Origin of the sequence: Mucilaginibacter sp. OK268 (assembly GCF_900103125.1) — a bacterium.
Classification (GTDB): Bacteria; Bacteroidota; Bacteroidia; order Sphingobacteriales; family Sphingobacteriaceae; genus Mucilaginibacter.
The window spans coordinates 687492-713887 of record NZ_FNJV01000001.1 but is presented as its reverse complement, the minus strand read 5'-3'; the positions used below and the strand labels follow the sequence as shown (position 1 = coordinate 713887).

Below are 26396 nucleotides of genomic sequence, written 5' to 3'. Positions count from 1 at the left end.
ACCGTATTTTTAGCGAATGGATATAGCCAATTATTTAAGCGAACTGTTAGGCCGGCATGGCAAAGTAGGTGTGCCGGGTCTCGGTTTTTTTACACAGGAACGTGTAAATGGTTATTATAACAGCGCCGAAGGCAAGCTATATCCACCCGGTTACCAGGTACAATTCAGCTCCGAACCGTTTGATGATGATACGCTGGTGGAGCATATCGCCCAAAAGAAAAACATCTCGCTGGCATCATCCAAATACTTTACCGAAAAATATATTACGGGTCTAAAACAAGATGTGGTTTTTAAAGAAGTCCCTTTTGCTAACCTGGGCTGGTTTTATATGAACAACGGGGAGATAGCCTTTAAATCCGCCGAAAATCATAACGAAGGTCCTGAGTTTTATGGTCTTGCGCCTATAGCTATCAAAAAGTTTAACCAGGAGACCGGAAATCCGGAAGTCGGGACGTCCGAAAGTCAGGTTTCGGCACCGGTGCCTTTCACAGTAGCGCCACAGCCAATTACGCCTACCACCCCGCCTGCACCAACGGCCGACCAGCCCGAGGTATATGAGGAGGAAGAAACTGAAGAAAGAACGCGTTCGGCCAATCCATGGATTATCGCCCTTATTATTCTGGTAGTTATTGGGGTAGCGGCATTCGCGCTTTATAAATATAACCCGGCATTATTTAATTTCACCAAACAACAGGCAAAACCCGGTGCCGAACAAGCCCAAACACAACCCGCTGCCAAAACAGATAGCGTTGATAATGACAGCAATAAAACAGCTCCCCCGCTTTTAGATACAGCATCAAAGGCAATTTCTAAACCCGATACTGCGTTAAAGAAAACAGTGGCTGCTGCCGATACCACCGCCAAACCTGAATTTGTGATATTTGCCGGCTCATTTAAAACCCAGACTAAAAGTGATCTGGCTGTTAAAATTTACAAAAGCGTTGGGGTTGATGCCCGCGCATGGCATGGCCCCGGTTCTGGTAAGTATATTAAAATAATCATAGGCAGTTTTGCCACATCTGCAGAGGCAGAAGCCGAAAGACTTAAATTAATAAAAGAAAAAAAAATAAGCAAACTCTCATACAGCCAAGAAATTAACGAAAAGAAATGACATTATTATTGATACAGCAGATAGCAGATACCGCGAAACACCTGGCAGACACCGCAGGTCACATTACACAACCCATCACCACACAGCCCGAAGAGCTGCGCTTTGGCGATCTATTGATCAAGGGTGGCTGGGTAATGGTTCCCATAGGTATTTTGGCTGTTTTAGGCTTAGTGATATTTTTTGAACGTTATTTTACTATCCGTAAAGCCTCAAAGAACGAAGCCAACCTGATGTTACAGGTACGTGCCAGTATCCATTCGGGCAACCTCGAATCGGCCATAGCGCTTTGCCGCAATAATAATTCGCCGCTGGGCCGCATGCTGCAAAAAGGTTTGCTGCGTATCGGTCGCCCTATTAAAGATATCGAAGGCGCTATCGAAAACGTAGGTAAGCTGGAAGTATCCAAATTGGAAAAAAACATCGGTATCCTGGGTATCGTGGCAGGTATTGCCCCCATGTTTGGGTTCCTGGGTACTATTGCCGGGGTAATCAAAATCTTTTATGATATATCAAAAACAGATAACATCAGTATGGGTGTTATTTCTGGTGGTTTATATGTAAAAATGGTTACATCAGCCGCTGGTTTAATGGTAGGTATCGTAGCTTACGTATGTTACCATATTTTGAATATGATGGTTGATAAGGTAATTTTGAGCCTGGAAACTGATGCTATTGAATTTATTGACCTGTTAGAGGAGCCGAGCAAATGAATTTAAGAAAAAGACATAGAGGGGCATCGGCAGAGGTTCATACCTCGGCCATGAACGACATCATGTTCTTCCTGCTTTTGTTCTTCCTCATCGCCTCTACAGTTACCAACCCAAACGTGATCAAACTGGTGTTGCCCAAATCATCAAGCGGGCAATCGGTATCCAAAAAAACCATTACAGTATCGGTAACCAAAGATCTGAAGTACTACGTCGACAAAAAGGAAGTTCCGGTAGATGCCCTGCAAACTACCTTATCCGGATATAAAACCCTGGCAACAGAACTCACCATAGTTTTATATGTCGACAAAACCGTAGCCATACAGGATGTGGTACAGGTAATGGATATAGCACAAAAATTAAACATCAAACTGGTTCTGGCAACGGAACCGAAGTAGTATCAGTTGGCAGTTTGCGGTAGGCAGTTAGCAGTAAATTCATTTGCTATTGACTACCAAAAAACTAAACTGATAATTTTAAATAACATAACAAACAGACTGCAAACTGCCTACCGCAAACTGGCAACTGCAAACTAAAAAAATGGAATACAGGGAAGAAAATAACTATCCAAAGGCATTTGCGGCAACAGGCATTATTTTGGCTGTGCTTATTGCTGCCTGTTATTTTATCGTGTTTCAAAATCCGCCCAAACAGGAAGAAGGTACCGGCGGTATATTGGTAAATTACGGTACGGTTGATGAAGGTAAGGGTAATGATTATATGAGCACCGAAGAACCTTCGGTTGCCGAAAAGGCCAACAATACCAAACCGGATAAAGTTACCCAAGAAAAACCCACCGAGGATAAACCCACCCCGCAAACCAGCGACAAAACCGTAGTGACCCAGAATACCGAGGACGCCCCGGAAGTGGCCGCGCCAACAAAAAAACCGACCAATACCGTATCTACCCCGCAGCCTACCAAAACACCGGCCAAGCCTACCGTGAACCAAAATGCTTTATATAAAGGCAAGGCCACAACCGGTACCGGCGAAGGCGACGGAACCGGCAATGCCCCAGGCAACCAGGGCAAACCAACCGGAACAACCCTTACCAACAACTATAACGGAACAGGGTCTGGCAATGGCGGTAACCTCAATCTGCAATCACGCAACTTTGTGAGTAAGCCTAATGTTGATGATGGCAATCGCTTTACCGGCAAGGTAGTGATAGATATACAGGTAGATAAGGCAGGAAATGTAACTTATGCCAAGGCAGGCCGCGGAACCACCATATCAGATTATAACCTGATCCAAAAATGCGAGGATGCCGTAAAAAATTCCCGTATCAGTTCAGCAGATAACGCCCCCGATACCCAGAAAGGCGCAGTAGTATTTGTGTTTAAGGTAAATTAGGTTTGGTTCATAGATCATAGTTGATGGTTCATAGCTATATTTTACATTAACGGGGGGCTCAATTAAACACATCTGCATTAACTTTGTGCTCATTCATGGCTCATCTGGCACTACGATGAACTATGAACCATCAACCATGAACTATCAAGAAACCATCGAATACCTATACACCCAACTCCCCATGTTTACGCGTGATGGGGCATCGGCTTTTAAAAAGGACCTCACCAATACCATTGAGCTTTGTAAACGACTGGGCGATCCCCAACACGGGTTTAAAAGTGTCCACATAGCAGGCACCAATGGCAAAGGCTCCACATCGCACATGCTGGCGGCTATTCTGCAAACGGCGGGATACAAAACCGGCTTGTATACATCGCCCCACCTGAAAGATTTCAGGGAACGCATCCGGGTAAACGGGCAAATGATCAGTGAGCAAACCGTGATTGATTTTGTTGCCCGTCACCGTGCGGATTTTGGAGAGATAGCCCCCTCCTTTTTTGAAATGACCGTAGCCCTGGCCTTTGATGTTTTCGCCAAAGAAAAGGTAGATATAGCTATAGTTGAAGTGGGCCTGGGTGGCCGGTTGGATTCCACCAATATCATTACTCCGCTCCTATCTGTCATTACCAACATAGGTTGGGACCACATGAACATGCTGGGCGATACTCTGCAATTGATAGCCGGCGAAAAGGCAGGTATCATTAAACCCGGTATCCCGGTTGTTATCGGCGAAAACCAACCCGAAACCGCGCAGGTTTTTATCGATAAAGCCAAACAGGAAGGCAGCCCTATTCAATTTGCATCGGAAGTTTGGACTATTGAAGAAAAATCAAAAGTCAAAAGTCAAAAGTCAAAAAACCAAGCCCGAACTGAACTTCTGGATCTAATCATTACAAAAATCTCACCACTCACCAATCACCACTCACCATTGAGCATCGCGCTCGACCTCACAGGCTTTTACCAACTAAAAAATGTAAAAACGGTTTTGTCGGCTGTAGAGGAATTACGCAATCAGGGATTTACCATAACCGACGAGCACGTCGTTACCGCTTTGAAACAGGTGAAAACCCTCACCGGCTTGCATGGCCGCTGGGAAGTTTTAAATATGCAGCCGCTGACCATTTGTGATACAGGCCATAACCCGGACGGTATACAGGAAGTGGTTAAAAATATTGCCGCAGTTGATTACCAGCAGCTACATTTTGTAATAGGCATGGTGAATGATAAGGACATTACCAAGGTATTAGCCATGCTACCAACAAAAGCCATCTACTACTTCTGCAAACCAGATATCCCAAGAGGCCTTGAAGCCGAAAGCATGCAGCAACAAGCCTTAAACTTCGGTTTGCACGGCAATACCTATCCATCAGTAAAAGCGGCTTTATCAGCAGCCCAGGCCAACGCAACAGATAACGACCTGGTATTTGTAGGCGGCAGCACATTTGTTGTAGCCGAAGTGGTGTGAGTTAATTATGGAATTAGTGGTTTATTGAATCAGTCTACCCGTCTCCATTCCACTTCTCCGGTTACTGCAACACCAGTAGTTGGAGCGGGTACTGTATATTTAAAAACATTCCCTACCAATGTAAACGGTCGTTTTTGCTGTGTGCCTTCCCAGTTTGGAAACGATGCGTGGTCAATATGAAAAATAATGGTACCAGCCGCGTCGTCAACACTATAGGTCCCAAAATGCGCATTACTGCCTTTTACTGCATCCCTGTTCTCCTCATCAGTACCTTTGCTTTTGTCATTTGCCACAAATTTGGCCCGGCCCTCACTAAATATCTGTAGTGCATAACGACCACTTTTATTTAAAATAAGCAAGCCCTGCGGACTATCGCCATACAAATGCACCCTACTGCCATCCCCCAATATATTATCAACGGCAATTAACGAATATGTTCCTGCGAGGCTCACAGTTGCCGGGTTTGGTAGCAAGCTGTTCTTTTTTTGTGCCATAACAGGCAAACAGCAAAAAATAGAAAATATTAACATCAGGGTGCTTTTCATATATCAAAGTTAAATTTGCTGTGTACCTTTATCAAGTAGGCACAAAAAAGTAGCCTGCTTACAAATAAGTTACTATGCTGTAAATCAGCTATTTTATTTTCAATTAATGGAAAAAAAAATAAAAAGACAGGCACCCAAATGCGGAATTGACTACGCTTTTCAACGAATTGGAGGCAAATATAAAGGCCGTATCCTATGGCGCTTAAGAGTTGGCACATTACGCTATGGCGAACTGCGTAAAACAGTAATCGGAGTAACATCAAAAATGCTTACACAGGCTTTAAGAGAACTGGAAGACGATGGGCTGATTAGTCGCAAAGTGTATGTAGAAGTACCTCCCAGGGTTGAATATACCCTTACAGATACAGGTAAAGGGCTACTCCCTTTTTTATCCATATTAAGAGATTGGGCTAAAGAGCAAATGCTGATAAACCATATTGAAGCCATGCCTGGACGTTCTTAGACTTAACAAATAATTTACTTTCGTTGTCTGTATAAAATTCTATTTTTGCCTTTCTTAAAATCATCATAATGCTCATATTTATTCTATGACATATCTACCATCAGCAGACAGATACAAAAAAATGCAATATCGCCGCTGCGGCAATAGCGGCATCAAACTTCCGGCTATTTCGCTGGGTTTGTGGCACAATTTCGGACATGTGGATGTAACCGAAAATTACCGCAAAATTTTGCACCTGGCTTTTGACAGTGGTATTACCCATTTTGATCTGGCCAACAACTACGGCCCGCCTCCGGGTTCTGCCGAAGAAAATTTTGGCCGTATTTTAAAAGAGGATTTCCGTGGCTATCGCGATGAGATGATCATCTCCAGCAAAGCCGGTTATACCATGTGGGACGGCCCTTACGGCGACTGGGGTTCCAAAAAATACCTGGTAGCCAGTTTAGACCAAAGCCTGAAACGCATGGGTTTGAATTATGTGGATATATTTTATCATCACCGTCCGGATCCGGAAACACCACTGGAAGAAACTATGGCCGCGCTTGATCTCATCGTTCGCCAGGGCAAAGCCTTATATGCCGGTATTTCCAACTATCCGGCTGAAGAAGCCGCGAAAGCTATTGCGATATTGAAAGATCTGGGTACCCCGTGCCTGATCCACCAACCTAAATACTCCATGTTCGTGCGCGATCCGGAAGAAGGTTTATTGGACGTTCTTGGTAACACTGGTGTGGGTTGTATCCCTTTTTCGCCACTGGCGCAGGGCTTGCTGACCAATAAATACCTGCATGGCATTCCTGAAGATTCAAGGGCGGCAAAATCAACCGGTTTCCTGCAAAAGGACCAGGTAACCCCCGAAAGGATAGCACAGATAAAACAACTGAATGACCTGGCCCTGAAACGCGGTCAAACACTGGCACAAATGGCACTGGCCTGGTTGTTGAAAGATAACCGTGTAACTTCGGTGCTGATTGGAGCAAGCCGTGCCGAGCAACTGGCCGACTCGCTAAAAGCGTTGGATAATATCACATTCTCTGCCGACGAACTTAGCCAGATAGAAAAAATATTAGCCCCCTAACCCCCTGAAGGGGGAACTGACTTGCGTTCGTATATCAAGACAGTAAATCGATGAGTTAATCAGTTATAAATTAAATTTAAGATATTAAAAAGTCTCCCCCTTCAGGGGGATATTTAGAGAGGGCTTATATGAGCAATATCAACTGGGGTATCATTGGTTGCGGCGACGTAACCGAATTAAAAAGCGGCCCGGCATTTAAAAAAATAGCCGATAGTAACCTGTTAGCCGTGATGCGGCGTGATGCGGCCAAAGCCGCCGACTATGCGCAACGTCACCTGGTAGACCAATGGTACAGCGATGCCGAAAAGCTCATGGACGAGGCCGGGGTAAATGCCATTTACATCGCCACTCCCCCGTCTTCGCACCTGGAGTATGCCCTCAGTGCCCTAAAAAAGGGGTTGAACGTTTATGTCGAAAAACCGGTTACCCGCAACGCTGCCGAGGCTCGCGCCATGGCCGAAGCTGTAAAACTGGGCAATAGCAAGCTTACCGTTGCCCATTACCGTCGCGCCGTACCCATGTTTTTGGCAGTTAAGGATTTGATCGACACTAAAAAGATAGGAGATATCCGCACCGTGCAGATCAGGATGTGGCAAAGCCGCAAACCAGAGCTGATCGCTAAAACCAAGGACAACTGGAGGGTTAACCCCGAGTTATCCGGCGGCGGTTATTTTCATGACCTTGCCCCGCACCAGCTCGATCTCATGCTGTATTATTTTGGCGTGCCCGAAAAGTACCACGGATTCTCGCTCAATCAATCAGGTGCCTCACCTGCCGACGACCATGTGTGCGGGCAGATCTTATTTAAAAACAAAGTAGTAGTAAATGGGTCCTGGTGCTTCAATGTAGCCGAAAGCCTCACCACCGATACCTGCGAGATCATCGGCACCAAGGGCAAGATTACTTTCCCGTTTTTTGGCAATTACATCAGCTGGAAAACCGATACCGAGGATGAAACCATCACCTTTACGCATCCCCAACATATCCAACAACCTATGATCGAAAAGATAGTAACCTATTTTAAAAACGAAGGCCCTAACCCTTGCAGCATTGAAGAGGCCATTGTATTGATGGATATACTGGACGCTTTTACAGTCGGGGTGTAAAAGCGTTATTGCCTACAAAAACGCTTTTAACCTAAAAAAGTTAGCTTTTCTTTTTGGGCACTTTAGCGCCTTCTTTACGTGCCTCCGACAGGCCGATAGCAATAGCCTGCTTTTTGCTGGTTACCTTTTTACCGCTACCGCTTTTAAGCTTACCTTCTTTCATTTCGTGCATCGTTTTTTCAACTTTTTCACCTGCTTTTTCTGAATACTTTGCCATAATTTTAGTTTTTAAGTAGATAATTTAACTCGTGCAAAATATTTGCCAAAAATTATCCTGCTGAGCAGCTATTGCGGGCAAGCCAGGATCAACAACCCAATAAATTTCGAATTCACAAAAAATCAAAATGGTAAATTATTATCTGTAATTATTGCTTAACTTCAAACATCCGCTCGTCATATACGTTACCAACTGAAAATTACCAATATGTCCACCAAAAAGCTGATTGCACCATTTTACGAACGACTTGCATTAACATTAATCGGTTTTTTGGCACTCGGATACCTGATCATTATAGGTAAGGACCTGCTTGACCCTATGATATTCGGGTTCATTTTCGCGATACTACTGTTACCCATATCCAATTTTCTTGAAAAAAAATGCAGGTTGCCACGTAGCGCGTCATCCTTAATATCCATATTACTGCTTATCGGTTTTGTTTACGGCATATTATACCTGGTAGGCTCACAGATATCAAAAGTGGCCAGCGATTGGCCTATGCTTAAAAACCAGGTAGCCCAATCATTGCATGACCTGCAGGACTGGGTACAATCAGCTTTTCATATTAATGCCGAAAAACAAATGAACTATGTGCACAGCACCGCGGATAGGATCATGGCTTCGGGTAGCGATGTCTTGGGTACAACTTTCGGGGCTATTTCATCACTCATGCTCTTTTATGTATTTATCCTGATATTTACCTTTTTTATATTGCTTTACAGACGATTGCTATTACGTTTCATTATCTGGGTTTTCCGGGATGAAAACGAACATGTAGTGATGGATATCGTCGAGAACATTCAATCTATATTAAGACAGTACATTCTGGGCCTGCTTTTAGAAATGGTGATCGTAGCAGCTGTGGCTATTAGTGTATTTTTGATCATCGGTATCAAATATGCCGCGCTGCTGGGTATCATTGTAGGCCTGTTTAACATTATCCCGTATATAGGCATTTTTACGGCCTTGCTGTTAAGCGCGGTTATTACTTTCGCTACCGGCAGTATCAAGGATACCATATTTGTGATGGTTGGCGTGGTAAGTATTCACGCGGTTGATGCCAACTTCCTGCTGCCTACCATTGTGGGCTCAAAAGTAAGGCTTAACGCGCTGATATCATTTATTGGGATCATTTTAGGCGAAATGATCTGGGGCCTGTCGGGCATGTTTTTATCCATACCTGTTATTGCTATTTTCAAGATCATATTTGACCGCATAGAGAGCTTAAAACCATGGGGTTACCTGTTAGGTGGCGATTACGAATACAAAAAATCCGCCGCTGCCAAAATGAAAACAGAGTAGTGTCAATTTAACAGAAAAATAACACCCTTTTACGGATAGTCACTTTAGAATCCCGGCCTTTTATTTTAGGTTTGTTATTGTATTAATCCCCCCAACTAATGCAAATTATTAATGCCCCCCAGCGTCCTGTTTACAGGTGCAAAAAATGTAATGAAGTACTTGATCTACGTCGTAAAAGGAATCCATTCATCAAAACCTTCCTCTTTTGGCTTCCCTTAAAAAAGTTCTTTTGTACGCGCTGCCTTAAAGTACGTTATCTTTTTTAATTATCACTCCGCTTAATGCCGTGGGATCATTAATTTAGTGGCTTCGCAGTTGCAAGGTTTGCAATTGAAAAACTTACTAAACATGCGCTTTAAGCAAGCTTTATTGATCATCACTTATATTTTACTGCCTTTTATTACACTGGCACAATCCAAAAACAAACCTACCTTTCGGTTGGTACCTTTGGGAGTATTGGGTGGTATTGATGAAAGTAACTTATCGGCCTATATGCTGGCTGCTTCCGGTACCAATCAGTATATCTGCCTGGATGCAGGTACCTTGCATGATGGCATCCAAAAGGCAATAGTCAACAAAGCGTTCCAGGTACCTGGCAACAGGGTATTAAGACAGTATATCAAAGGATATTTTATATCGCATGCGCATCTTGATCATATAGCCGGGCTCATCATTAATTCGCCTGAAGACAGCAGTAAAAACATTTATGGTCTTCAGAGCACTATTGAAACTATCAAAACCCATTATTTTACCTGGGCAAGCTGGGCCAACTTTGCTGATCAGGGCGAAACACCCGCTTTAAAAAAATATCGATACCAGGTACTTAACCCGGGTATCGAAACCGATATCGAAAACACCCAGCTTAAAGTGCAGGCATTCCCGCTGAGTCATTCCAACCTTACCAGCACCGCCTTTCTGGTACAAAGTAATAATGATTACGTTTTATATCTGGGCGATACAGGATCAGATACTGTTGAGAAGAGCACGAACCTGCAAAACCTGTGGGAGGCTATTGCCCCGCTCATCAAAAACAAAAAATTAAAAGCTATCCTTATCGAGGTATCCTTCCCGAATGAGCAACCGGATAAAACACTTTTTGGCCATTTAACACCACATTGGTTCATGACCGAAATGGATAAGCTGGCCACACTAACAAGCCCGGCTGAATTAAAGGGATTAAACATTGTTGTTACGCATCTTAAACCACCGGCAAACAGCATCACCCGGATCAAAGCCCAGCTTAAAGCCGCCAATCAGTTACAGCTGAACCTGATATACCCTGTACAGGGCAAAGCGCTTAATTTTTAGATAGTATTTGGCTAACGCCAAAAATTACCTAAATTTCCATCAACCAAAACTAAACCGCCTATCTATGAATACCGTTCAGAAATGCCTGCTGCTTTGCTGCATATTATTATGGGCCAACGCCTCATTTGCGCAACCGCAGGGCAAAGTAATTGAGGAGCAAAGCGTTAAAAGCAGCATTTTAAAGCGTAACGTAAAATATACCATTTACCTGCCTGCAGATTATGAAACAGCCAATCGCAGTTATCCTGTTGTTTATTTGCTGCATGGTTATACTGATGATAATACCGGCTGGCTTCAGTTTGGCGAAATAAACCGTTATGCCGATAAAGCTATTGCCAATGGTACAATTCCACCAATGGTTATTGTGATGCCCAATGCCGACTCCAGCTGGTACATTAACTCCTATGATGGTAAAGAGAAATATGAGGACTTTTTTATCAAAGAGTTTATGCCCCAGATTGAAAAAATTTACCACATTAAAGCCAATAAAGAATACCGCGGTGTAGCCGGGTTATCCATGGGTGGGTATGGCACGCTTATTTATACTATTAAATACCCACAGCTTTTTGCAGCAGGCGCAGCGTTGAGCGCGGCGGTATTCCCCGACGATCAAATGATTGGTATGCCCGACGAGAACTGGGACCATGTATTTGCACAACTGTATGGTCGTGGGCTCAAAGGTAAAGACCGGCTGAACAAGGCCTGGCAGACAAATTCCGTTTTAAGTATGGTACAGGATAAAACCACCGAACAATTAAGCAGCGTACGCTATTGGATTGATTGTGGCGATGACGACTTTTTAACCAAAGGTAATTGCCTGCTGCATATCGCGCTGATGGAGAAAAAAGTGCCGCATGAGTTTAGGGTGCGCGATGGCGCCCATACCTGGACCTACTGGCGTACCGGCATAACAGATGCTCTGCAATTCATCGGCGATAGTTTCAGGCAGAAATAGCTTGTAGATATGCGGATGTGCAAATTACAGATGTGCAGATAATAGCCTGTGTATCTTATGTCCTGATACCTGATACTAGCTACTTGATACTAAATCGATACCAAAATTTATGAAAATATACCTTAAGCTCTCCTTGCTTTTATTATTTTTAAGCACTGGCACCGCATTTGCCCAGCATATTGGTAAAGTGATAGACGAACAAAACATAAAAAGCGACATTTTAAAGCATAATGTAAAATATGCTATTTACCTGCCTCCCGATTATGAAACATCAAACCGGACATACCCGGTGGTGTATCTGCTGCATGGTTATGGCGACGACCAAACCGGCTGGCTGCAGTTTGGCGAGGTGAACCGCTATGCCGATAAAGCTATCGCCGAAGGTAAAATCCCACCCATGATCATCGTGATGCCCGATGCGCAGGGCACCTTCTACATCAACTCTTACGACGGGAAACAGAATTACGAGGATTTCTTTTTCAAAGAATTTATCCCGGATATTGAAAGGGAATACCATATCAAAACCGAAAAAAAATACAGGGCTGTAGCCGGGTTATCCATGGGTGGTTTTGGTACATTGGTGTATAGTATCAAACACTCCGAAATGTTTTCGGCGGCGGCAGCCCTGAGCGCGGCTGTACGTAGTGATGAGGATTTAATGGCCATTCCTGATACCCGCTGGGCCGAAGTATACAGTAAAGTGATCGGTCCAGACCTGAAGGGCAAGGAGCGATTAAACGCTACCTGGCAAAACTATTCGATATTGGGCCTGGTGCAAGGCAAAAACACTGACGAACTGAAAAGCGTGCGTTACTGGATAGATTGCGGTGATGATGACCCCTTGAGCAAAGGCAACTCCCTGCTGCACATTGCCCTGATGGAGAAGAAAGTTCCGCATGAATTCAGGATCCGTGATGGTGGCCACAACTGGACCTACTGGCGTACCGGCATTACCGATGCCCTGGAATTTATAGGCGATAGTTTCAGACAGAAATAGCTTGTGGATGTGCAGATATGCAAATTACAGATGTGCAGATGATTTTAATATCTGCTTAGAGCGCGGATCATTTGCATATCTGCACATCCGCATATTTGCACATCTAGCCCCTTTAGGGGCTACTGGCTGCTCAGGATATCTTCGCAATTCTTTTTCAGTTGGGCAAGCCGGGCGGGTAGAGTATCAATGCTACGCTGATCTTTTATGTTTCGGTAAAGTAGTTTGATGAGGTTGAGCGTTTGATCGTCCGGGTCGCAGGCCTGGGCCTTTTCCAGGTGCGGCAAGGCCTTTTTTATTTTGTCGATATAAGCTGCATCCACAACCACCTCATTAGTTGGCTTGCCAGAGATATCCTTGATGTATAAATATCCCAACGCCCGGTGAGCTACATAATAATTGGGCTGAGCAGCGATTACCCTATTGTAGTACAAAATAGCATTCATACTTTGATGATCGCCTTCATAAACCTGTGCCATAAAATTATAGAAGCTGGTACGGGTGTTTGGTTTCAGTTTGGCTGTATCGGGTAGTATTTGTTCGCCAAGGGTCATGGCTTTTTCCATATTGGCATTCAGAAAAGCCTCGTTAAAATCAACATAGCGGTCATACACTTCGTCGGCGGTTTGCGCGTAAGTAGTTCTGCCAGCAATAAGGATACATATAATGAAGAGTATTTTCTTTAGCATGATGATAAGATTGGCTAAATGTACTTAGCCAATCTTATTAACGCAATAAGGCATGCTTTAATTATGTTGGGAATTCTTCCACCTCCGGTACTCCTGCACCATACAATGCCCACAAGGACGGTATCCCAGGCCAACTGCTTCTGCTTCCGAAGTAAAGAAAACACGGTTCTCCGGTTTCATTCGTTTGCCTGATTGACAATTTATCGTACCATAAATTTTAAGCCGGGCATTACCACCAAATCTGATCTGCTTAGTATCGAGTAGCTGTTTTAACTTTCTGCTGCGGGTAAAAGCGATATCGCCCAGTTCAATATGTTTGATCATTTGGCGTCATGAAAAATGATACCCATGCTACGACGCTTACCGGAGGTGATTTCGCCCACTCCATGTTTCATATTTACCCGGTGATAACCCGTGCTGCCTTTTGCCGGACGATAGCTGGTAGTAAATAACAGCATATCGCCTTTAGCGGGTTTCAGCACCATAGCGCGCGATTGTGCCCTTGGCTTTTGCTCCATCAGTATAAACTCGCCGCCTTCATAATCCCGACCAGGTTCATCCAGTATAAAAACCAGCTGCATCGGGAAAAATACTTCGCCATACAAATCCTGGTGCATAGCATTGTAGCCGCCCTGGATATATTGTAATATCAGGGGTGTTGGCCTCAACTGCTCATGTTCATGACAGTGCTGCAGCAACTCTTCCAATGTATCCGGGAAGCGTTGCTCTTTGTTCAAAAACTGCATCCAGCCATTGGCAATTGGGGCTAGCTTGGGGTAAACACTCTCCCGCAATTGCTGGATAAGTGCGGGCAGGGGGTATTTAAAATATTTATACTCCCCCAGCCCGTACTGATGATGCTCCATTACTATGGTTTTACGGTATAGCTGCTCGTTTGCATATTGAACCGTGAGACTATCACACTCATCAGCCTTCAATACATTTTTCACCAGCGCATAGCCTTTGCTATTCATCGACGAGGTGATATCCGTCCAGTTTAGACTGTCAATTCTTTCTTTAATGCTCATACCTGTACAATTAAGCCTGGTTGTTAACTAAAGCGGCTTCCCAGCCAATGATAGCCGATTTGCGGGTTGGCCCCCAATGATAACCACCAGATTCGCCTGTTGATTTGATAACCCGGTGACAAGGGATCAGGAAAGCAACCGGGTTGGCCCCTATCGCGCTACCCACGGCCCTGCTGGCATTGGGTTGATGTATCTGTTTGGAAATGCCTGAATAAGTGCTCAGATCGCCCATAGGTATTTTTAACAGCGTTTCCCATACTTTAAGCTGAAAACTGGTGCCTTTCAGGTGCAGCTTTATCTTGGACAATTCCGACCAGTCTTTTTTAAAGATATGCAGGGCATCTTGCTGGGCAACGTCCACCACCTGGGTGTATGAAGCATTCGGGAATTGCTCCTCGAGCTTACTAAAAGCATCCTCCCTATCATCGGCAAAAGCCATGTAGCAAATACCTTTGGGGGTTGACGCTACGATGATGTTACCAAAAGGACTTTCGGCAAAGCTGTAATTAATATCCAGCTCCTTGCCGCCATTCTTGTATTCGGCCGGGGTCATGCCTTCAATGTTGATAAACAGATCATGCAGGCGGCCTGTGCCTGACAGACCGGTTTCAAAAGCGGTATCAAACAAAGTGGCTTGTTTATCTTTCAACAGGTTTTTGGCATAATCCAGGCTCAGGTATTGCAAAAATTTCTTGGGACTGATACCTGCCCAGTCGGTAAATAAACGCTGAAAGTGGAAAGGGCTTAAATGCACCTTTTCGGCCACATCATCCAGGTTGGGTTGATTTTTAAAGTTCAGCTTTATATAGTTGATCGCCTCGGCGATACGGTCGTAATTGATTTTTTCTTGTGTGTTCATCTTCTTGTTTATTAATTATTGATAAACAAATTTACCCCGATATCAGCCCCTATAAAACCCGAAACTTGCGCTGTTTACCCGCTTATACAAGCCTTATACATCTTTATAATGGGCAGCACTTCGCCATCGGGCATAGGCTGTTCAATATGCTCCAGCGGACGATAGCCCATCACCTCGTAAAGCGGTACGCCAGGTAAAGTAGCCCCCAACTGAAAATTGGTAAAACCATTCTCTTTAGCCGCGTTTTCGCATACCTGCATAATATGTTTGCCAATACCTTTCCGGGCCCAATCGGGGTGTACAAAAAAGGCCCTGATACGTGCGGCATCCTGCGCCGGGTCAAGTAGTGGATCTTCTATCGCTTTATGCTGATCGCCGCCGTATAGCGTATTCCGTTTGCTCCAGCCACCGCAGCCCACTATAGTATCATCAACCTGGGCCACATAGTAAGTACCGTCGATGATCAACTGTGTATCGATACCAAAAATATATTTAATGGCACTTTCTATCTGGTTAGGGGTATTATAAGAAGTACTCAACCCACGTACGGAGGCACCTATCAATTGCTGTAAAAAAGGTATATCCTCGAAAGTGGCGAGGCGTGTAGTAATAGTCATTGGTATAGTATAATCTCTTTTATCAAATATCATTAAATTCCTGGCAATTGTTTGGCCCGGGTGCAATTCAAATTGTCGCAGAGCCGACTCACCCTGGCAACGCTACGCTCGCCGACCCTCTCTCCGGCTTTGCCGCAAAGAGGGAATTTTGAACAACAGAAAAAAACGTCATTGCGAGGAGGAACGACGTGGCAATCCCCGATATGCACAGCCACTCTGTATAGCTTAGAGATTGCTTCGTACCTCGCAATGACGCGTGGAGAGGGCTCCAAGCCCCCCGCAGTCGCTCGGCCCATTTTATTAAAATTGGGTTTACATGGTTTACACTTTTTATGGTTAACACAAATACAACTAATTGATAATAAACAAGTTGAATATATTTTACATAATATTCTGGGTTTATAGTGTAAACCATGATTTATCGCCCCCAAAGGGGCGAACTTCAAATTATTATTTTTGCTCCGCTCCCCCGATAGCTATCTGGATGGAGAGGGCAGGGTGAGGCTAAACATTATTAAATTCCTGGTTTGGGCTTGTTTCGTGCCGTTTGGTTACCAGCAAACCGAGGCTTAGTATAATACTTGTGCCTAATACTACTACAAATAATAAACTGGCACCGACCTGTGGGATGCGCAAATTGGCTGGCAGGTTATAATACAGCAGTACATTGATCAATCCGCGGGGTACAATAAAAAGCTCAGGCATCAGATCGGTTTTGGATACCAGTTTAATATACAGGAACCGTACAATATAAATAGACAGCAAAATAGCCCCGGCACTTAGCAAAATAGGCATATCATTCAATTCGCGGATATTCATGGTATAGCCAAAAACGATAAAAAAGAAGGTACGCATCAGGAACGCGCTCTCTGCCGAAAGCTGGTGCAGTTGTTTAATATCATGCTTAAAGGCTGGATAGATAAACGTTCTCCGGAACCAGGCAAAATTGATCTGGCTGGCATTGTTCAGGAACAATCCTAAGGCCAGTACGATGATCAGCGCGGACAAATGGTACGACTGACCGATGGAATAAACCAGGATGAGTAAGGATATGATCAGGAACGATTTGATATGATGTTTTAACCGCCCGATAACATATAATAAGGCCAGGCATGATAAAATAGCCACCAGGATAATACCTGTAAGCTCGCCGCCTAATTTGGCAAATGACCCGATGTCAATCTTGGGGTTTCTGACTATAAAATTAAACAGTATCACGGTGAGTATATCCGAGAACGAGGACTCATAAATGATAAATTCTTTTTTACTCTTGATCAGATTGGCCGCGGATGGTATGGCGATGGATGAACTCACTACACAATAAGGTATCGCATTTACAAAGCATTTATAAATACTCTCGCCGGTTAAATAGTAGATGATACCCGTGATGGCCACCGCGCTCAGTAACAATATACTCAATGCCGAAAAGAATGCCTTTTTGATAATGGCATTTTTATCACTGTTATAGCGCAGTTCCAATGCCCCCTCAAACACGATCAATATCAAACCCAATGTACCCAGTGTAGGCAGGATGAGCGAAAAATTAAGCATCGGGATATTAAAATACTCCACAATCTGTTTCAGCCCGATGCCCAGCAGCAGTAATAAAATAACCGAAGGGATTTTGGTTTTACCGGCCAGCAGATCAAACAGGTAGGAGAATATGACCAGTCCGCTGAGGATAATGAGGGTTGTGTATGTAGTCAAATCAGGTTGCTTTAATGTCCGTATGTAAATGAGCCTTAACAGTTGTAATTTAGTTATTGTTTGGTGAGTTGGCATATAACCAATCTTCGGGGTCACGGTTAGTAATACACCCACTCAAAAGCTTTCAGCCTTCGGCTTTAGGCTCTTAGCTTTCCCTATCAGGTATTTTACAAAACAGTGAAGGCTTTACCGCTGTTAGTTATCATATTTACCTAAAAATTTAAAATGGCTCATCTGTTTTCCCCTTTAAAAATAAAGAACATCGAATTAAAAAATCGTATCGCGGTATCACCCATGTGCGAGTATTCCAGCGAGGATGGTTTTGCTAACGACTGGCACTTCATCCACCTGGGTAGCAGGGCTGTTGGCGGTGCGGGACTCATCATTACCGAAGCCTGCGCAGTATCAGCCGAAGGCCGTATCACCTTTGCCGATCTGGGCATTTATCGCGATGAACACATCGAAAAGCTAAAGCACATTACCGATTTTATACAGGCGCATGGTGCCGTTGCCGGCGTGCAACTGGCCCATGCCGGGCGTAAAGCCAGCCATGTGGAACCCTGGAATGGCGGCAAACAAATACCATCAAACCAACCTAATGGGTGGAAAGCAGTAGCTCCAAGCGCCGTTCCATTTAAGGACGACGAGGAAGCACCGCTTGAACTGGATAAAGCAGGTATTGAAAAAGTAAAAGCCGATTTTAAAGCGGCTACCAAAAGGGCCATTGCTGCAGGTTTTCAAGTGATCGAACTGCACGGCGCCCACGGATACCTGCTGCACCAGTTTCTTTCACCCATCAGCAATAAACGAACTGATGAATATGGTGGAACATTTGATAACCGCATTCGTTTACTACTTGAGGTGGTGGAAGCCGTTAAAGAGGTTTGGCCAAAAGAAAACCTTTTGTTTATACGTTTATCCACAACCGAATGGACCGAAGGTGGCTGGACCGCCGATGATTCTGTGGCTTTGGCGAAGATCCTGAAAGATAAAGGCGTCGACCTGATCGACTGCTCAAGCGGTGGAAATGTGGTCAATGCTAAGATACCGTTAAAACCAGGTTATCAAGTTGAGTTTGCAGAGAAAATTAGAAAGGAAAGTGGTATACTTACAGGAGCGGTAGGCCTAATAACAACAGCCTACCAGGCCGATGAAATTATACAGGAAGGTGAGGCCGACCTGATATTCCTGGCCCGCGAAATGCTGCGCGATCCGCATTTCCCCTTACGTGCCGCGCATGAATTGGGGCACGAAGTAAAATGGCCTGTTCAATATGAACGTGCCAAATGGTAATAGTTCATAGCGGATGGTTCATAGATCATGGTTGAAAACTATAATCAGATACATGAGCCAAAAAACTATGAACAATGATCTATGAACAATGAACTAAATAAAAAATCAATAAACAAACCACTATGAAACGTACAGCAAACGCCCATTGGAACGGCACATTACAAGCAGGTCAGGGAGAGATCACTACCCAGAGCACTGTATTAAACAAAACCCAATATTCATTTAAAACCCGTTTTGCCGATGGCATCGGTACCAACCCCGAAGAATTGCTTGCTGCAGCGCATGCAGGTTGCTTTACCATGGCGGTTGGCGCTGCTTTAACCCAGGCTGGCTTCACTCCTAACGATTTAACCACCGATGCCATATTGGATCTGGACATGGTTGGCCTGGCGGTTACCGGTATTCTGCTGGACCTTAAAGGAGCACTTATTGACGGTGTTGACGAGGCTACTTTCAAACAAATTGCCGAAGGCGCCAAAGCCAATTGCATTATTTCAAAAGCACTAAGTGTGCCTATTACTTTAAACGTTACTTACGCTTAAAATTTTTCTATACATGTCATTGCGAGGAGGAACGACGAAGCAATCTCGTAGCTATTCTTATTCGAGAGAACGCCAGGAGATTGCCACGCTACGCTCGCAATGACATATTTACCTCTGAATTTTATTTCTGTATCAAAGCCAGCAAAGCCTGCGGCGTTTCGTAAGTAGCGCTTTTATAGGTAAGCACTTTTACGCCTACGCATAACGTATCTACGGTGTTATTAGGATGTGTAAGATAGATCTTGCCGCGCACATCAGGCTGAAAGCCATCATCCGTCCTTTTCATATCGGTTAACAACAGCATCACGCTATCAACAGCGGCTTTCTGCGTAAAATTTTTAACCTTGCCTTCGGGGAAATAATAATCAAACTTATCGCAGGTTATCCTGAACTGCGTTTGGCGGCCCAACTCGGTAAATTTAAATTGGATGCTTTTAACTTCATCAGCCGGGTTGTTTTTTGGTTTGCAGGCGAAGAAGGCACATACGATCAGAATGGCGATTATGCTTAGTTTTTTCATGGTTTATTATTGATATATAAACTTACAAAGTTTTATAAAGAAACCGCAAATCAAAAATCCCTTCTTCAGGACAATAAGCCCGTCGCTGAACTTTGTTCAAAAGGGTGTCATGCTGAGCTCCGTCGAAGCATGGTGGGCAGGCCTCTGCGCTCAACCCTTCGACGATGCTCAGGGTGACAGCCCCCATTCAAGACATTATTTATTTGTTATGTCTTTTCATGGGCTATTCCCCCTTCAGGGGGTTGGGGTTATTTCAGCACGTCCAGCACCCTAAACATTTTTTCCTTAATGCCGCGGCTTGAGCCGTTAAAGTTGTTCACCATAATGGAGAAACATAGCTCGCGACCATTATGGGTTTGATAACCGGCATAGCAAAGCACACTGTTGATGCTGCCGCTTTTCATTTTCATGTCGTTATAAACCGGCAGGCTCTCATACAGATCGGCAAACCAGCTTTCTTTTTTGGCCGATTGCAGTATTTTGGCCAGCGTTAAGGTAGTTACCCTATCGCCAGGCGAGAGGCCGCTGCCGTCGTAAGTATTGATGCTGTTAGGGTCGATACCACGCGCTTTCCAGAATTTCTGAACTTCTTCTACACCGTTTGCCGAGGTAGGTTTGCGGCCCTGTTTCCAGGCAATGGTTTTGAGCAATTGCTCGGCATATAGGTTAATGCTTTTTTGGTTAAGCCAATAAACGATGCGGCTCAATGGCGGCGATAATATAGTAGTTAAGTTTTTGCTGATGAGGGGCAACTTCAGATCTTTAGCAGCTAAAGTAGCCGCCGATTCCGGTCCGCCTGTTACCAAAACGCCTAACTTTTTGAGTGTGTCTGATAAACGCAGGGCGGCATCATAAGCAGCATCGGGTGTGGCTGCCGATATGCTTTTTTTATCCTTATCAATGGCATAACTACCGCGCAGATACATCACCGAACTGCCAACAGGCAAAAAGGCATAAGCGTTATCGCCACTACCAGCCTCTCCGTTTACCAACTCGCTTTTAAAAGTAAGGTATGGGATGGTGGGAACGGTACGGGATACGCCTATCGGGTTACCCACCACGCCAGTACGCAATTTAATATCAAACTGGTTCTCGCGCCAGCACAGGCCAGATGTACCCGCGCCATAATAGTTACCGATATCCTGCCAGATCCATCCTTCGGGGATAGACTGGGTGCCGAAAATGCTATCGTCGCCAATAATTCTACCGTTGATTTTTTTTATACCGGCTTTTTGCAAGGCATCAGTCATCAGGGCTAATACATGGGCCTCTTTGGTTTGCTCGTATCGCCAGCTGCCCAGGGTGGGGTCGCCGGCACCTTTGATGATCACATCGCCGTTCAGTGTACCATCAGCGGCAATTTCACCTGCATAACCCAATTGGGTTTGGTATTTAAAATCGGCCCCTAAAATATTAAAGGCCGTAATACTGGTGATGGTTTTGAGGGTTGATGCAGTTGCCAGCCCCATATTGGGGTTGGCGGCAAATACCTGTTCGCCGGTCTTAGCGTCCAGCACGGTTAACGATACCGATGCATAACTACATTGGCTATCGGCCTGCAACCTGCCAAAAGCATTAGCGAGTTTTTGCTGAAGATCCTGGGCATAAAGCTGCCCGCTTATCAAAAATAAACTAACTATCAATAACCGTTTCATCCTCATGCTTAACGTTCCGCTGCGATATAAAATATAACGGGATACCAATTAATACAATTACTAATCCGTATAAGGCATAATCTCTTTTATAAGCAAATAGTAAACCGCAAAAGGCCAGTCCCATCAAAATATAAATAGCTGGTAAAATAGGATATCCCACTGCTTTGTATGGTCGTTCTGCATCTGGTCGTTTTTTGCGTAAAATATAAATACCTACAATGGTTAATATATAAAATATAACTACCACAAAAGATATCATATCGAGCAAGTCGCCGTAACGGCCACTTAAACAAAGTAATGATGCCACAATACATTGTAACCATAAACCAAATTGCGGAACCGAGAATTTATTTAAAGTACCTGTTTGTTTAAAAAACAATCCGTCTTTAGCCATGGTATAATAAACCCTGGCACCTGATAATATCAACCCGTTATTACAGCCAAAGGTTGATATCATGATCATTAAAGCGATAATAATGGTGCCTATGTTGCCAAATATGATGTGTGAAGCCGCTACAGCGACGCGGTCTTTCTCGGCAGTAGCTATTTCATGCAATGGTAAAACACCAGTGTACACCACATTTGCCGATACGTAGATAATGGTAACTATCAGTGTGCCTAATCCCAGGCTTATCGCCACGTCTCGTTTAGGATTTTTCATTTCGCCGGCAATAAAGGTTACGCTGTTCCAGGCATCGCTGCTAAAAATAGAACCAACCATAGCTGCGGCAATAGCGCCTAAAGCTGCCCCTGTTGTTAAGGTGGTAATACTACCATCCTTATTTAAATTATGCAGATCCCAGGCATTTGTCCAGTTGGCATGCCATACATCGGGTTTCAACATGATAAAACCAAAAATAATCAGCCCAAATAAACTGATCAGCTTGGTTAGCGTGAAAGTGGTTTGAATTATCTTCCCACTTTTCACACCCCTGGTATTTACGAAGGTTAAAAAGATAATAAGTATGATGGATACAATTTGCGCCGCACTGATTGAAAAAAACTTGTCCTGTCCGGCAGCATCAACACCTGTTTTTAGCTTCCAGAGGATATTATCTTCACTAAAGGCAGGTATTAAGTAAGCGGTAAATTTAGAGAAAGCCACACCAACCGCAGCGATAGTTCCTGTTTGTATTACGGCAAATAAACTCCAGCCATATAAAAAAGCAATAAATTTATTATAAGCTTCTTTCAGATAAACATACTGGCCGCCGGCTTTGGGAAACATACCGCTTAGCTCGCCATAGCTTAAGGCTGCGGTAAGCGTCATGAAACCGGTTAGTACCCAAATAGCTATCAGCCAGCCTGCCGAGCCCACATTACGTATAATATCCGCGCTTACAATGAATATCCCAGAACCTATCATGGAACCTGCTACCAGCATGGTGCCGTCGAGCAGGCTCAGTTCGTGTTTCATTTTTGGTTGTCCGGAGTTGTTTGCCATAAGTGTTTTTAAAGGTTGAAGGCCCTAAACTATTCAAAAAACTTTATAATTGACAGGCCTTTATAAAGAAAATAAAATTACTATTTTGCATCCACCAATTAATAGAGACTAAGGATTAAGGATTTTTGGAGCAAAGATTTTTGAAATGGGGGGCGGGTATCGAATATCAAGATTTTAGATATACCGCAAAATGTCCGTTTTGAAGCTATCCTTGCTCTTTGTTCCAAAAATCCTTGCTCCTAACTACTACTTATAAACCAAATTTGTGAACATGGATTTTTTGAACAATTACTTGATCTACTTAATTCCGGTGATAGGCCTTATTGGCATCCTCGCCATGGCAGTTAAAGCTGCCTGGGTCACCAAACAAGATGCCGGCGACGGCGACATGGCCCAGCTGGCCGGGTACATTGCCGATGGGGCAATGGCTTTTTTACGTGCAGAATGGAAAGTATTAGGCTACTTTGTAGTAGTTGCAGGCGTTTTACTGGCCTGGTCTGGCACCACGGTGGCTACATCAAGCCCGGTAATCGCCATATCATTTTTAATTGGCGCGTTTTTATCAGCATTTGCAGGTTTCCTGGGAATGCGTATAGCTACTAAAGCTAATGTACGCACTACGCAGGCCGCGCGCAGCAGCCTGGCTAAAGCATTAAAAGTGTCCTTTACCGGTGGCACGGTGATGGGTTTAGGCGTTGCCGGTTTAGCCATTATAGGTTTGGGTTCGTTGTTTATTGTTTTTTATACCATATACGTTAAAAACGTTGCAGGCAGCACCGTAAATGGTGAGGATATGGCCAAAGCGCTTGATGTTTTGGCAGGCTTCTCTTTAGGTGCCGAATCTATAGCCCTGTTTGCCCGTGTTGGCGGCGGTATTTATACCAAAGCGGCCGACGTAGGTGCCGACCTTGTTGGTAAAGTGGAAGCCGGGATTCCTGAGGATGACGTACGTAACCCGGCTACTATTGCCGATAACGTGGGCGATAACGTAGGGGATGTTGCCGGTATGGGTGCCGATTTATTCGGATCATACGTGGCTACCATGCTGGCTACCATGGTGCTGGGCCGCGAGATTGTATCGCATGATGCTTTTGGTGGTATAGCCCCGATTTTGTTACCGATGGTGATAGCCGGCTTAGGCTTGATATTCTCTATTGTTGGCGCAGCTTTCGTAAAGATCAAAAATGAGACCGACAGCGTACAAAAAGCCCTGAACATGGGTAACTGGGCATCTATCATATTAACCGCCATTGCTACCTATTTTGTAGTACAGTGGATGTTACCGGCTGGAGAATTCCACATGGTACGTGATGAAGATGCCAATCATGTTATAAAAAGCGGGATCATCCCATTCACTAAAGACGGTGTTTTCATGTCGATAGTTGTCGGACTGATCGTTGGGACTTTAATGTCCATCATCACCGAATATTATACGGCTATGGGTAAACGCCCGGTATTGAGCATCATCCGTCAATCATCAACCGGTCATGCTACTAATATTATTGGCGGTTTGGCCGTGGGTATGGAATCAACCGTGCTGCCTATCCTGGTACTGGCATCAGGTATTTATGGTTCTTACCACTTCGCGGGTTTGTATGGTGTAGCTATCGCGGCAGCCGGTATGATGGCCACTACAGCCATGCAATTAGCTATCGACGCTTTTGGCCCTATAGCTGATAATGCGGGTGGTATTGCCGAAATGAGCCGCCTGCCCGAAGAAGTACGTCACCGTACAGACAACCTGGATGCTGTAGGTAACACTACCGCGGCTACCGGTAAGGGTTTCGCTATCGCTTCTGCAGCGTTAACCTCACTGGCCTTATTTGCGGCCTTTGTGGGTGTGGCTGGTATTGAGCATATTGATATTTACAAGGCCGATGTTTTGGCCGGTTTATTTGTGGGCGGGATGATCCCCTTCATCTTCTCGGCATTATGTATATCGGCCGTTGGTCGTGCGGCTATGGCCATGGTGGAGGAAGTAAGGCGCCAGTTCCGCGAGATCCCGGGCATTATGGAATACAAAGCCAAGCCTGAATACGAAAAATGCGTGGCTATATCAACCAAAGCTTCTATCCGCGAGATGGTTGCTCCCGGTCTGATAGCCCTCATCACCCCTATCATTATTGGTTTTGCCTTTGGCCCCGAAGTTTTGGGCGGCCTACTGGCCGGTGTTACTGTATCGGGCGTGCTGATGGGTATTTTCCAGAGCAATGCTGGTGGCGCATGGGATAATGCCAAAAAATCATTTGAGAAAGGCGTAGAGATCAATGGCGAGATCCATTACAAAAAATCAGAACCACACAAAGCGTCTGTAACCGGTGATACCGTAGGCGATCCGTTTAAAGATACATCAGGTCCATCGATGAACATCCTCATCAAATTGATGTCGATCGTTTCGCTGGTGATCGCGCCGCACCTGAATCATTTGGTTGATACCAGTCCGCGTATCCAACGGGAGATACACAGGCAATCATTGAACACGCACGTAGTGATCAAGACCGATAAAAAGCTTTAATTCGAATAAATAGTGTTGAGAAGAGCCGCCTGCAAGGGTGGCTCTTTTTTTATATTAGCTCATAATTATGAAACCTTTCCACAAGATCATTATCAAATACAGCCTTATCACTTTTGTAGCGTTCATAGCCACATGGTATGTAGTATTTGAATCTCCATTGAATATTCCTGAATATATACCCTTTACACCCATTAAGACAAACGGAGCTATATTATGTACCATCTTCATTACGGTACTCATCATTGCTCAAAAAAGACTTATAAAAGTGCAACATGATATAAGCATAATTCTTTTGATGCTTTATAGTACATGGATATTTTTTATTGCAGAGTGTCTTTTTCACGGAGTGATGCTGATCATTACCGTTGATTACACTTTGCACGAGTTTTTATCGGGCATTATTACAATCACTTTAGTTAATGCAGCACTTTCTTTCTTTGTCGCTTTTCAATTAAAAACAAGGCGAACGGGTCGATTGATTCTTTTTATTATAATACTCACAGTTTTGTTTAATCTACTTGCACACTTTTTTCCAAATCTTACCAGAAATAATTAAACCTAAATACCTTAGTGCAGATATTAGTAAATCAACAAAACTTTACAATTAAAATATCTTTTTAAGCAAAACAAGAATAAATCAGCCGAAAAAAGAAGGCTGCTCTGTTTAACTTTAAAAACATTTTTTGATCTTACCGGTGTTCATTTAACATTTATTTTTGCTCAAAATCCAAAGTGTTACTCAAACACTGCTTTTGCCCGCTCCCCTTACAAATGAGGCACTTATATAAGCACTTATAAAAATCCGATTACCTATAGATTTACTCGCTTTTACACACTTTTATTTGGAAATACCTCATTATTCCATTGTTACATTCCGCCCTTTAGGATTTCAATAAATTTAAGTACGTTTGGGGGAATGTGAA

At 44.1% G+C, this 26396-nt stretch carries 27 protein-coding genes; 16 read left to right on the top strand and 11 right to left on the bottom strand.

Features of this window, described 5'->3' with window-relative positions; translation table 11 throughout:
* The first annotated feature begins 16 nt into the window (after positions 1 to 16).
* From BLR84_RS02850 to BLR84_RS02830, 5 genes are all read left to right on the top strand, one after another.
* Positions 17 to 1111, top strand: coding sequence for an HU domain-containing protein (locus BLR84_RS02850; protein ID WP_090464025.1), 1095 nt, complete (start codon positions 17 to 19; stop codon positions 1109 to 1111).
* Complete coding sequence (locus tag BLR84_RS02845; RefSeq protein WP_090464023.1) at positions 1108 to 1821, top strand: MotA/TolQ/ExbB proton channel family protein; 714 nt, start codon at positions 1108 to 1110, stop codon at positions 1819 to 1821. The genes BLR84_RS02850 and BLR84_RS02845 overlap by 4 nt, the downstream gene beginning before the upstream one ends.
* Complete coding sequence (locus BLR84_RS02840) at positions 1818 to 2216, top strand: ExbD/TolR family protein (protein ID WP_090464020.1); 399 nt, start codon at positions 1818 to 1820, stop codon at positions 2214 to 2216. Before BLR84_RS02845 ends, BLR84_RS02840 begins: the two co-directional genes overlap by 4 nt.
* Positions 2217 to 2358: 142 nt before the next feature.
* Positions 2359 to 3171, top strand: coding sequence for an energy transducer TonB (locus BLR84_RS02835; protein WP_090464017.1), 813 nt, complete (start codon positions 2359 to 2361; stop codon positions 3169 to 3171).
* Between the two features lie 136 nt (positions 3172 to 3307).
* Complete coding sequence (locus BLR84_RS02830) at positions 3308 to 4636, top strand: bifunctional folylpolyglutamate synthase/dihydrofolate synthase (protein ID WP_090465754.1); 1329 nt, start codon at positions 3308 to 3310, stop codon at positions 4634 to 4636.
* 29 nt (positions 4637 to 4665) lie between these two features.
* On the opposite strand, the gene BLR84_RS02825 is transcribed toward BLR84_RS02830, so the two are convergent.
* Entirely contained in the window at positions 4666 to 5181 is a 516-nt protein-coding gene (locus BLR84_RS02825; RefSeq protein WP_090464014.1) for a lipocalin-like domain-containing protein, read from the bottom strand.
* A gap of 106 nt (positions 5182 to 5287) precedes the next feature.
* On the opposite strand from BLR84_RS02825, the gene BLR84_RS02820 reads away from it, so the two are divergent.
* The 3 genes from BLR84_RS02820 to BLR84_RS02810 all read left to right on the top strand — a co-directional run bounded on the left by BLR84_RS02820 (position 5288) and on the right by BLR84_RS02810 (position 7828).
* Positions 5288 to 5644 carry a winged helix-turn-helix transcriptional regulator gene (locus BLR84_RS02820; protein WP_090464011.1) on the top strand — a complete coding sequence of 119 codons (357 nt, stop codon included), beginning with the start codon at positions 5288 to 5290 and terminating at the stop codon, positions 5642 to 5644.
* A gap of 85 nt (positions 5645 to 5729) precedes the next feature.
* Positions 5730 to 6722, top strand: a complete 993-nt coding sequence (gene mgrA / locus BLR84_RS02815) for an L-glyceraldehyde 3-phosphate reductase (RefSeq protein ID WP_090464008.1) — start codon at positions 5730 to 5732, stop codon at positions 6720 to 6722.
* 128 nt (positions 6723 to 6850) lie between these two features.
* Positions 6851 to 7828 (top strand): Gfo/Idh/MocA family protein, encoded by a 978-nt coding sequence (locus tag BLR84_RS02810; RefSeq protein ID WP_090464005.1) that lies wholly within the window; start codon positions 6851 to 6853, stop codon positions 7826 to 7828.
* Between the two features lie 40 nt (positions 7829 to 7868).
* Here BLR84_RS02810 and BLR84_RS29905 read toward each other — a convergent pair whose 3' ends face one another.
* Entirely contained in the window at positions 7869 to 8045 is a 177-nt protein-coding gene (locus tag BLR84_RS29905) for a DUF6496 domain-containing protein (protein WP_162996252.1), read from the bottom strand.
* Between the two features lie 207 nt (positions 8046 to 8252).
* On the opposite strand from BLR84_RS29905, the gene BLR84_RS02805 reads away from it, so the two are divergent.
* From BLR84_RS02805 to BLR84_RS02790, 4 genes are all read left to right on the top strand, one after another.
* Positions 8253 to 9347: an AI-2E family transporter gene (locus tag BLR84_RS02805; protein WP_090464002.1), complete on the top strand. Its 1095-nt coding sequence runs from the start codon at positions 8253 to 8255 to the stop codon at positions 9345 to 9347.
* 348 nt (positions 9348 to 9695) lie between these two features.
* On the top strand, positions 9696 to 10655 hold the full coding sequence (locus BLR84_RS02800) for an MBL fold metallo-hydrolase (RefSeq protein ID WP_090464001.1): 960 nt from the start codon (positions 9696 to 9698) through the stop codon (positions 10653 to 10655).
* Positions 10656 to 10719: 64 nt separating this feature from the next.
* Complete coding sequence (locus BLR84_RS02795) at positions 10720 to 11610, top strand: alpha/beta hydrolase (RefSeq protein WP_090465752.1); 891 nt, start codon at positions 10720 to 10722, stop codon at positions 11608 to 11610.
* A gap of 109 nt (positions 11611 to 11719) precedes the next feature.
* A complete protein-coding gene (locus BLR84_RS02790; RefSeq protein ID WP_090463998.1) occupies positions 11720 to 12607 on the top strand; it encodes an alpha/beta hydrolase in 888 nt (295 codons plus the stop codon).
* Between the two features lie 119 nt (positions 12608 to 12726).
* Here the strand turns inward: BLR84_RS02790 and BLR84_RS02785 are convergent, their stop codons facing one another.
* The 6 genes from BLR84_RS02785 to BLR84_RS02755 form a co-directional block, all read right to left on the bottom strand.
* Positions 12727 to 13293 (bottom strand): tetratricopeptide repeat protein, encoded by a 567-nt coding sequence (locus BLR84_RS02785; protein ID WP_090463995.1) that lies wholly within the window; start codon positions 13291 to 13293, stop codon positions 12727 to 12729.
* A gap of 57 nt (positions 13294 to 13350) precedes the next feature.
* Positions 13351 to 13617 (bottom strand): Ada metal-binding domain-containing protein, encoded by a 267-nt coding sequence (locus BLR84_RS02780; RefSeq protein WP_090463992.1) that lies wholly within the window; start codon positions 13615 to 13617, stop codon positions 13351 to 13353.
* A complete protein-coding gene (locus tag BLR84_RS02775) occupies positions 13614 to 14321 on the bottom strand; it encodes a 2OG-Fe(II) oxygenase (RefSeq protein WP_090463989.1) in 708 nt (235 codons plus the stop codon). Before BLR84_RS02775 ends, BLR84_RS02780 begins: the two co-directional genes overlap by 4 nt.
* Positions 14322 to 14331: 10 nt before the next feature.
* Positions 14332 to 15180 carry a bifunctional helix-turn-helix domain-containing protein/methylated-DNA--[protein]-cysteine S-methyltransferase gene (locus BLR84_RS02770; RefSeq protein ID WP_090463986.1) on the bottom strand — a complete coding sequence of 283 codons (849 nt, stop codon included), beginning with the start codon at positions 15178 to 15180 and terminating at the stop codon, positions 14332 to 14334.
* A gap of 74 nt (positions 15181 to 15254) precedes the next feature.
* Positions 15255 to 15797, bottom strand: a complete 543-nt coding sequence (locus BLR84_RS02765; protein ID WP_090465750.1) for a GNAT family N-acetyltransferase — start codon at positions 15795 to 15797, stop codon at positions 15255 to 15257.
* A 504-nt stretch (positions 15798 to 16301) separates the two neighbouring features.
* Complete coding sequence (locus tag BLR84_RS02755; RefSeq protein ID WP_090465747.1) at positions 16302 to 17504, bottom strand: cation:proton antiporter domain-containing protein; 1203 nt, start codon at positions 17502 to 17504, stop codon at positions 16302 to 16304.
* Between the two features lie 225 nt (positions 17505 to 17729).
* Between BLR84_RS02755 and namA the strand changes: the two genes are divergently transcribed.
* Positions 17730 to 18797, top strand: coding sequence for an NADPH dehydrogenase NamA (gene namA / locus BLR84_RS02750; protein WP_090463980.1), 1068 nt, complete (start codon positions 17730 to 17732; stop codon positions 18795 to 18797).
* 122 nt (positions 18798 to 18919) lie between these two features.
* The gene (locus BLR84_RS02745; RefSeq protein WP_090463977.1) at positions 18920 to 19339 is read left to right on the top strand and encodes an OsmC family protein; all 420 of its coding nucleotides are present in this window, start codon (positions 18920 to 18922) and stop codon (positions 19337 to 19339) included.
* A 121-nt stretch (positions 19340 to 19460) separates the two neighbouring features.
* Here the strand turns inward: BLR84_RS02745 and BLR84_RS02740 are convergent, their stop codons facing one another.
* From BLR84_RS02740 to BLR84_RS02730, 3 genes are all read right to left on the bottom strand, one after another.
* On the bottom strand, positions 19461 to 19859 hold the full coding sequence (locus BLR84_RS02740) for a hypothetical protein (protein ID WP_090463974.1): 399 nt from the start codon (positions 19857 to 19859) through the stop codon (positions 19461 to 19463).
* A gap of 248 nt (positions 19860 to 20107) precedes the next feature.
* Positions 20108 to 21514: a D-alanyl-D-alanine carboxypeptidase/D-alanyl-D-alanine endopeptidase gene (dacB, locus tag BLR84_RS02735; protein WP_090463971.1), complete on the bottom strand. Its 1407-nt coding sequence runs from the start codon at positions 21512 to 21514 to the stop codon at positions 20108 to 20110.
* Positions 21492 to 22958, bottom strand: a complete 1467-nt coding sequence (locus tag BLR84_RS02730) for an APC family permease (protein ID WP_090463967.1) — start codon at positions 22956 to 22958, stop codon at positions 21492 to 21494. The genes dacB and BLR84_RS02730 overlap by 23 nt, the downstream gene beginning before the upstream one ends.
* Before the next feature lie 271 nt (positions 22959 to 23229).
* Here BLR84_RS02730 and BLR84_RS02725 point away from each other — a divergent pair, with 271 nt between their 5' ends.
* Together BLR84_RS02725 and BLR84_RS02720 are read left to right on the top strand one after the other, a co-directional pair.
* Entirely contained in the window at positions 23230 to 25473 is a 2244-nt protein-coding gene (locus BLR84_RS02725; protein ID WP_090463964.1) for a sodium-translocating pyrophosphatase, read from the top strand.
* A gap of 67 nt (positions 25474 to 25540) precedes the next feature.
* Positions 25541 to 26029, top strand: a complete 489-nt coding sequence (locus tag BLR84_RS02720; RefSeq protein ID WP_090463961.1) for a hypothetical protein — start codon at positions 25541 to 25543, stop codon at positions 26027 to 26029.
* The last annotated feature ends 367 nt before the right edge of the window (positions 26030 to 26396 follow it).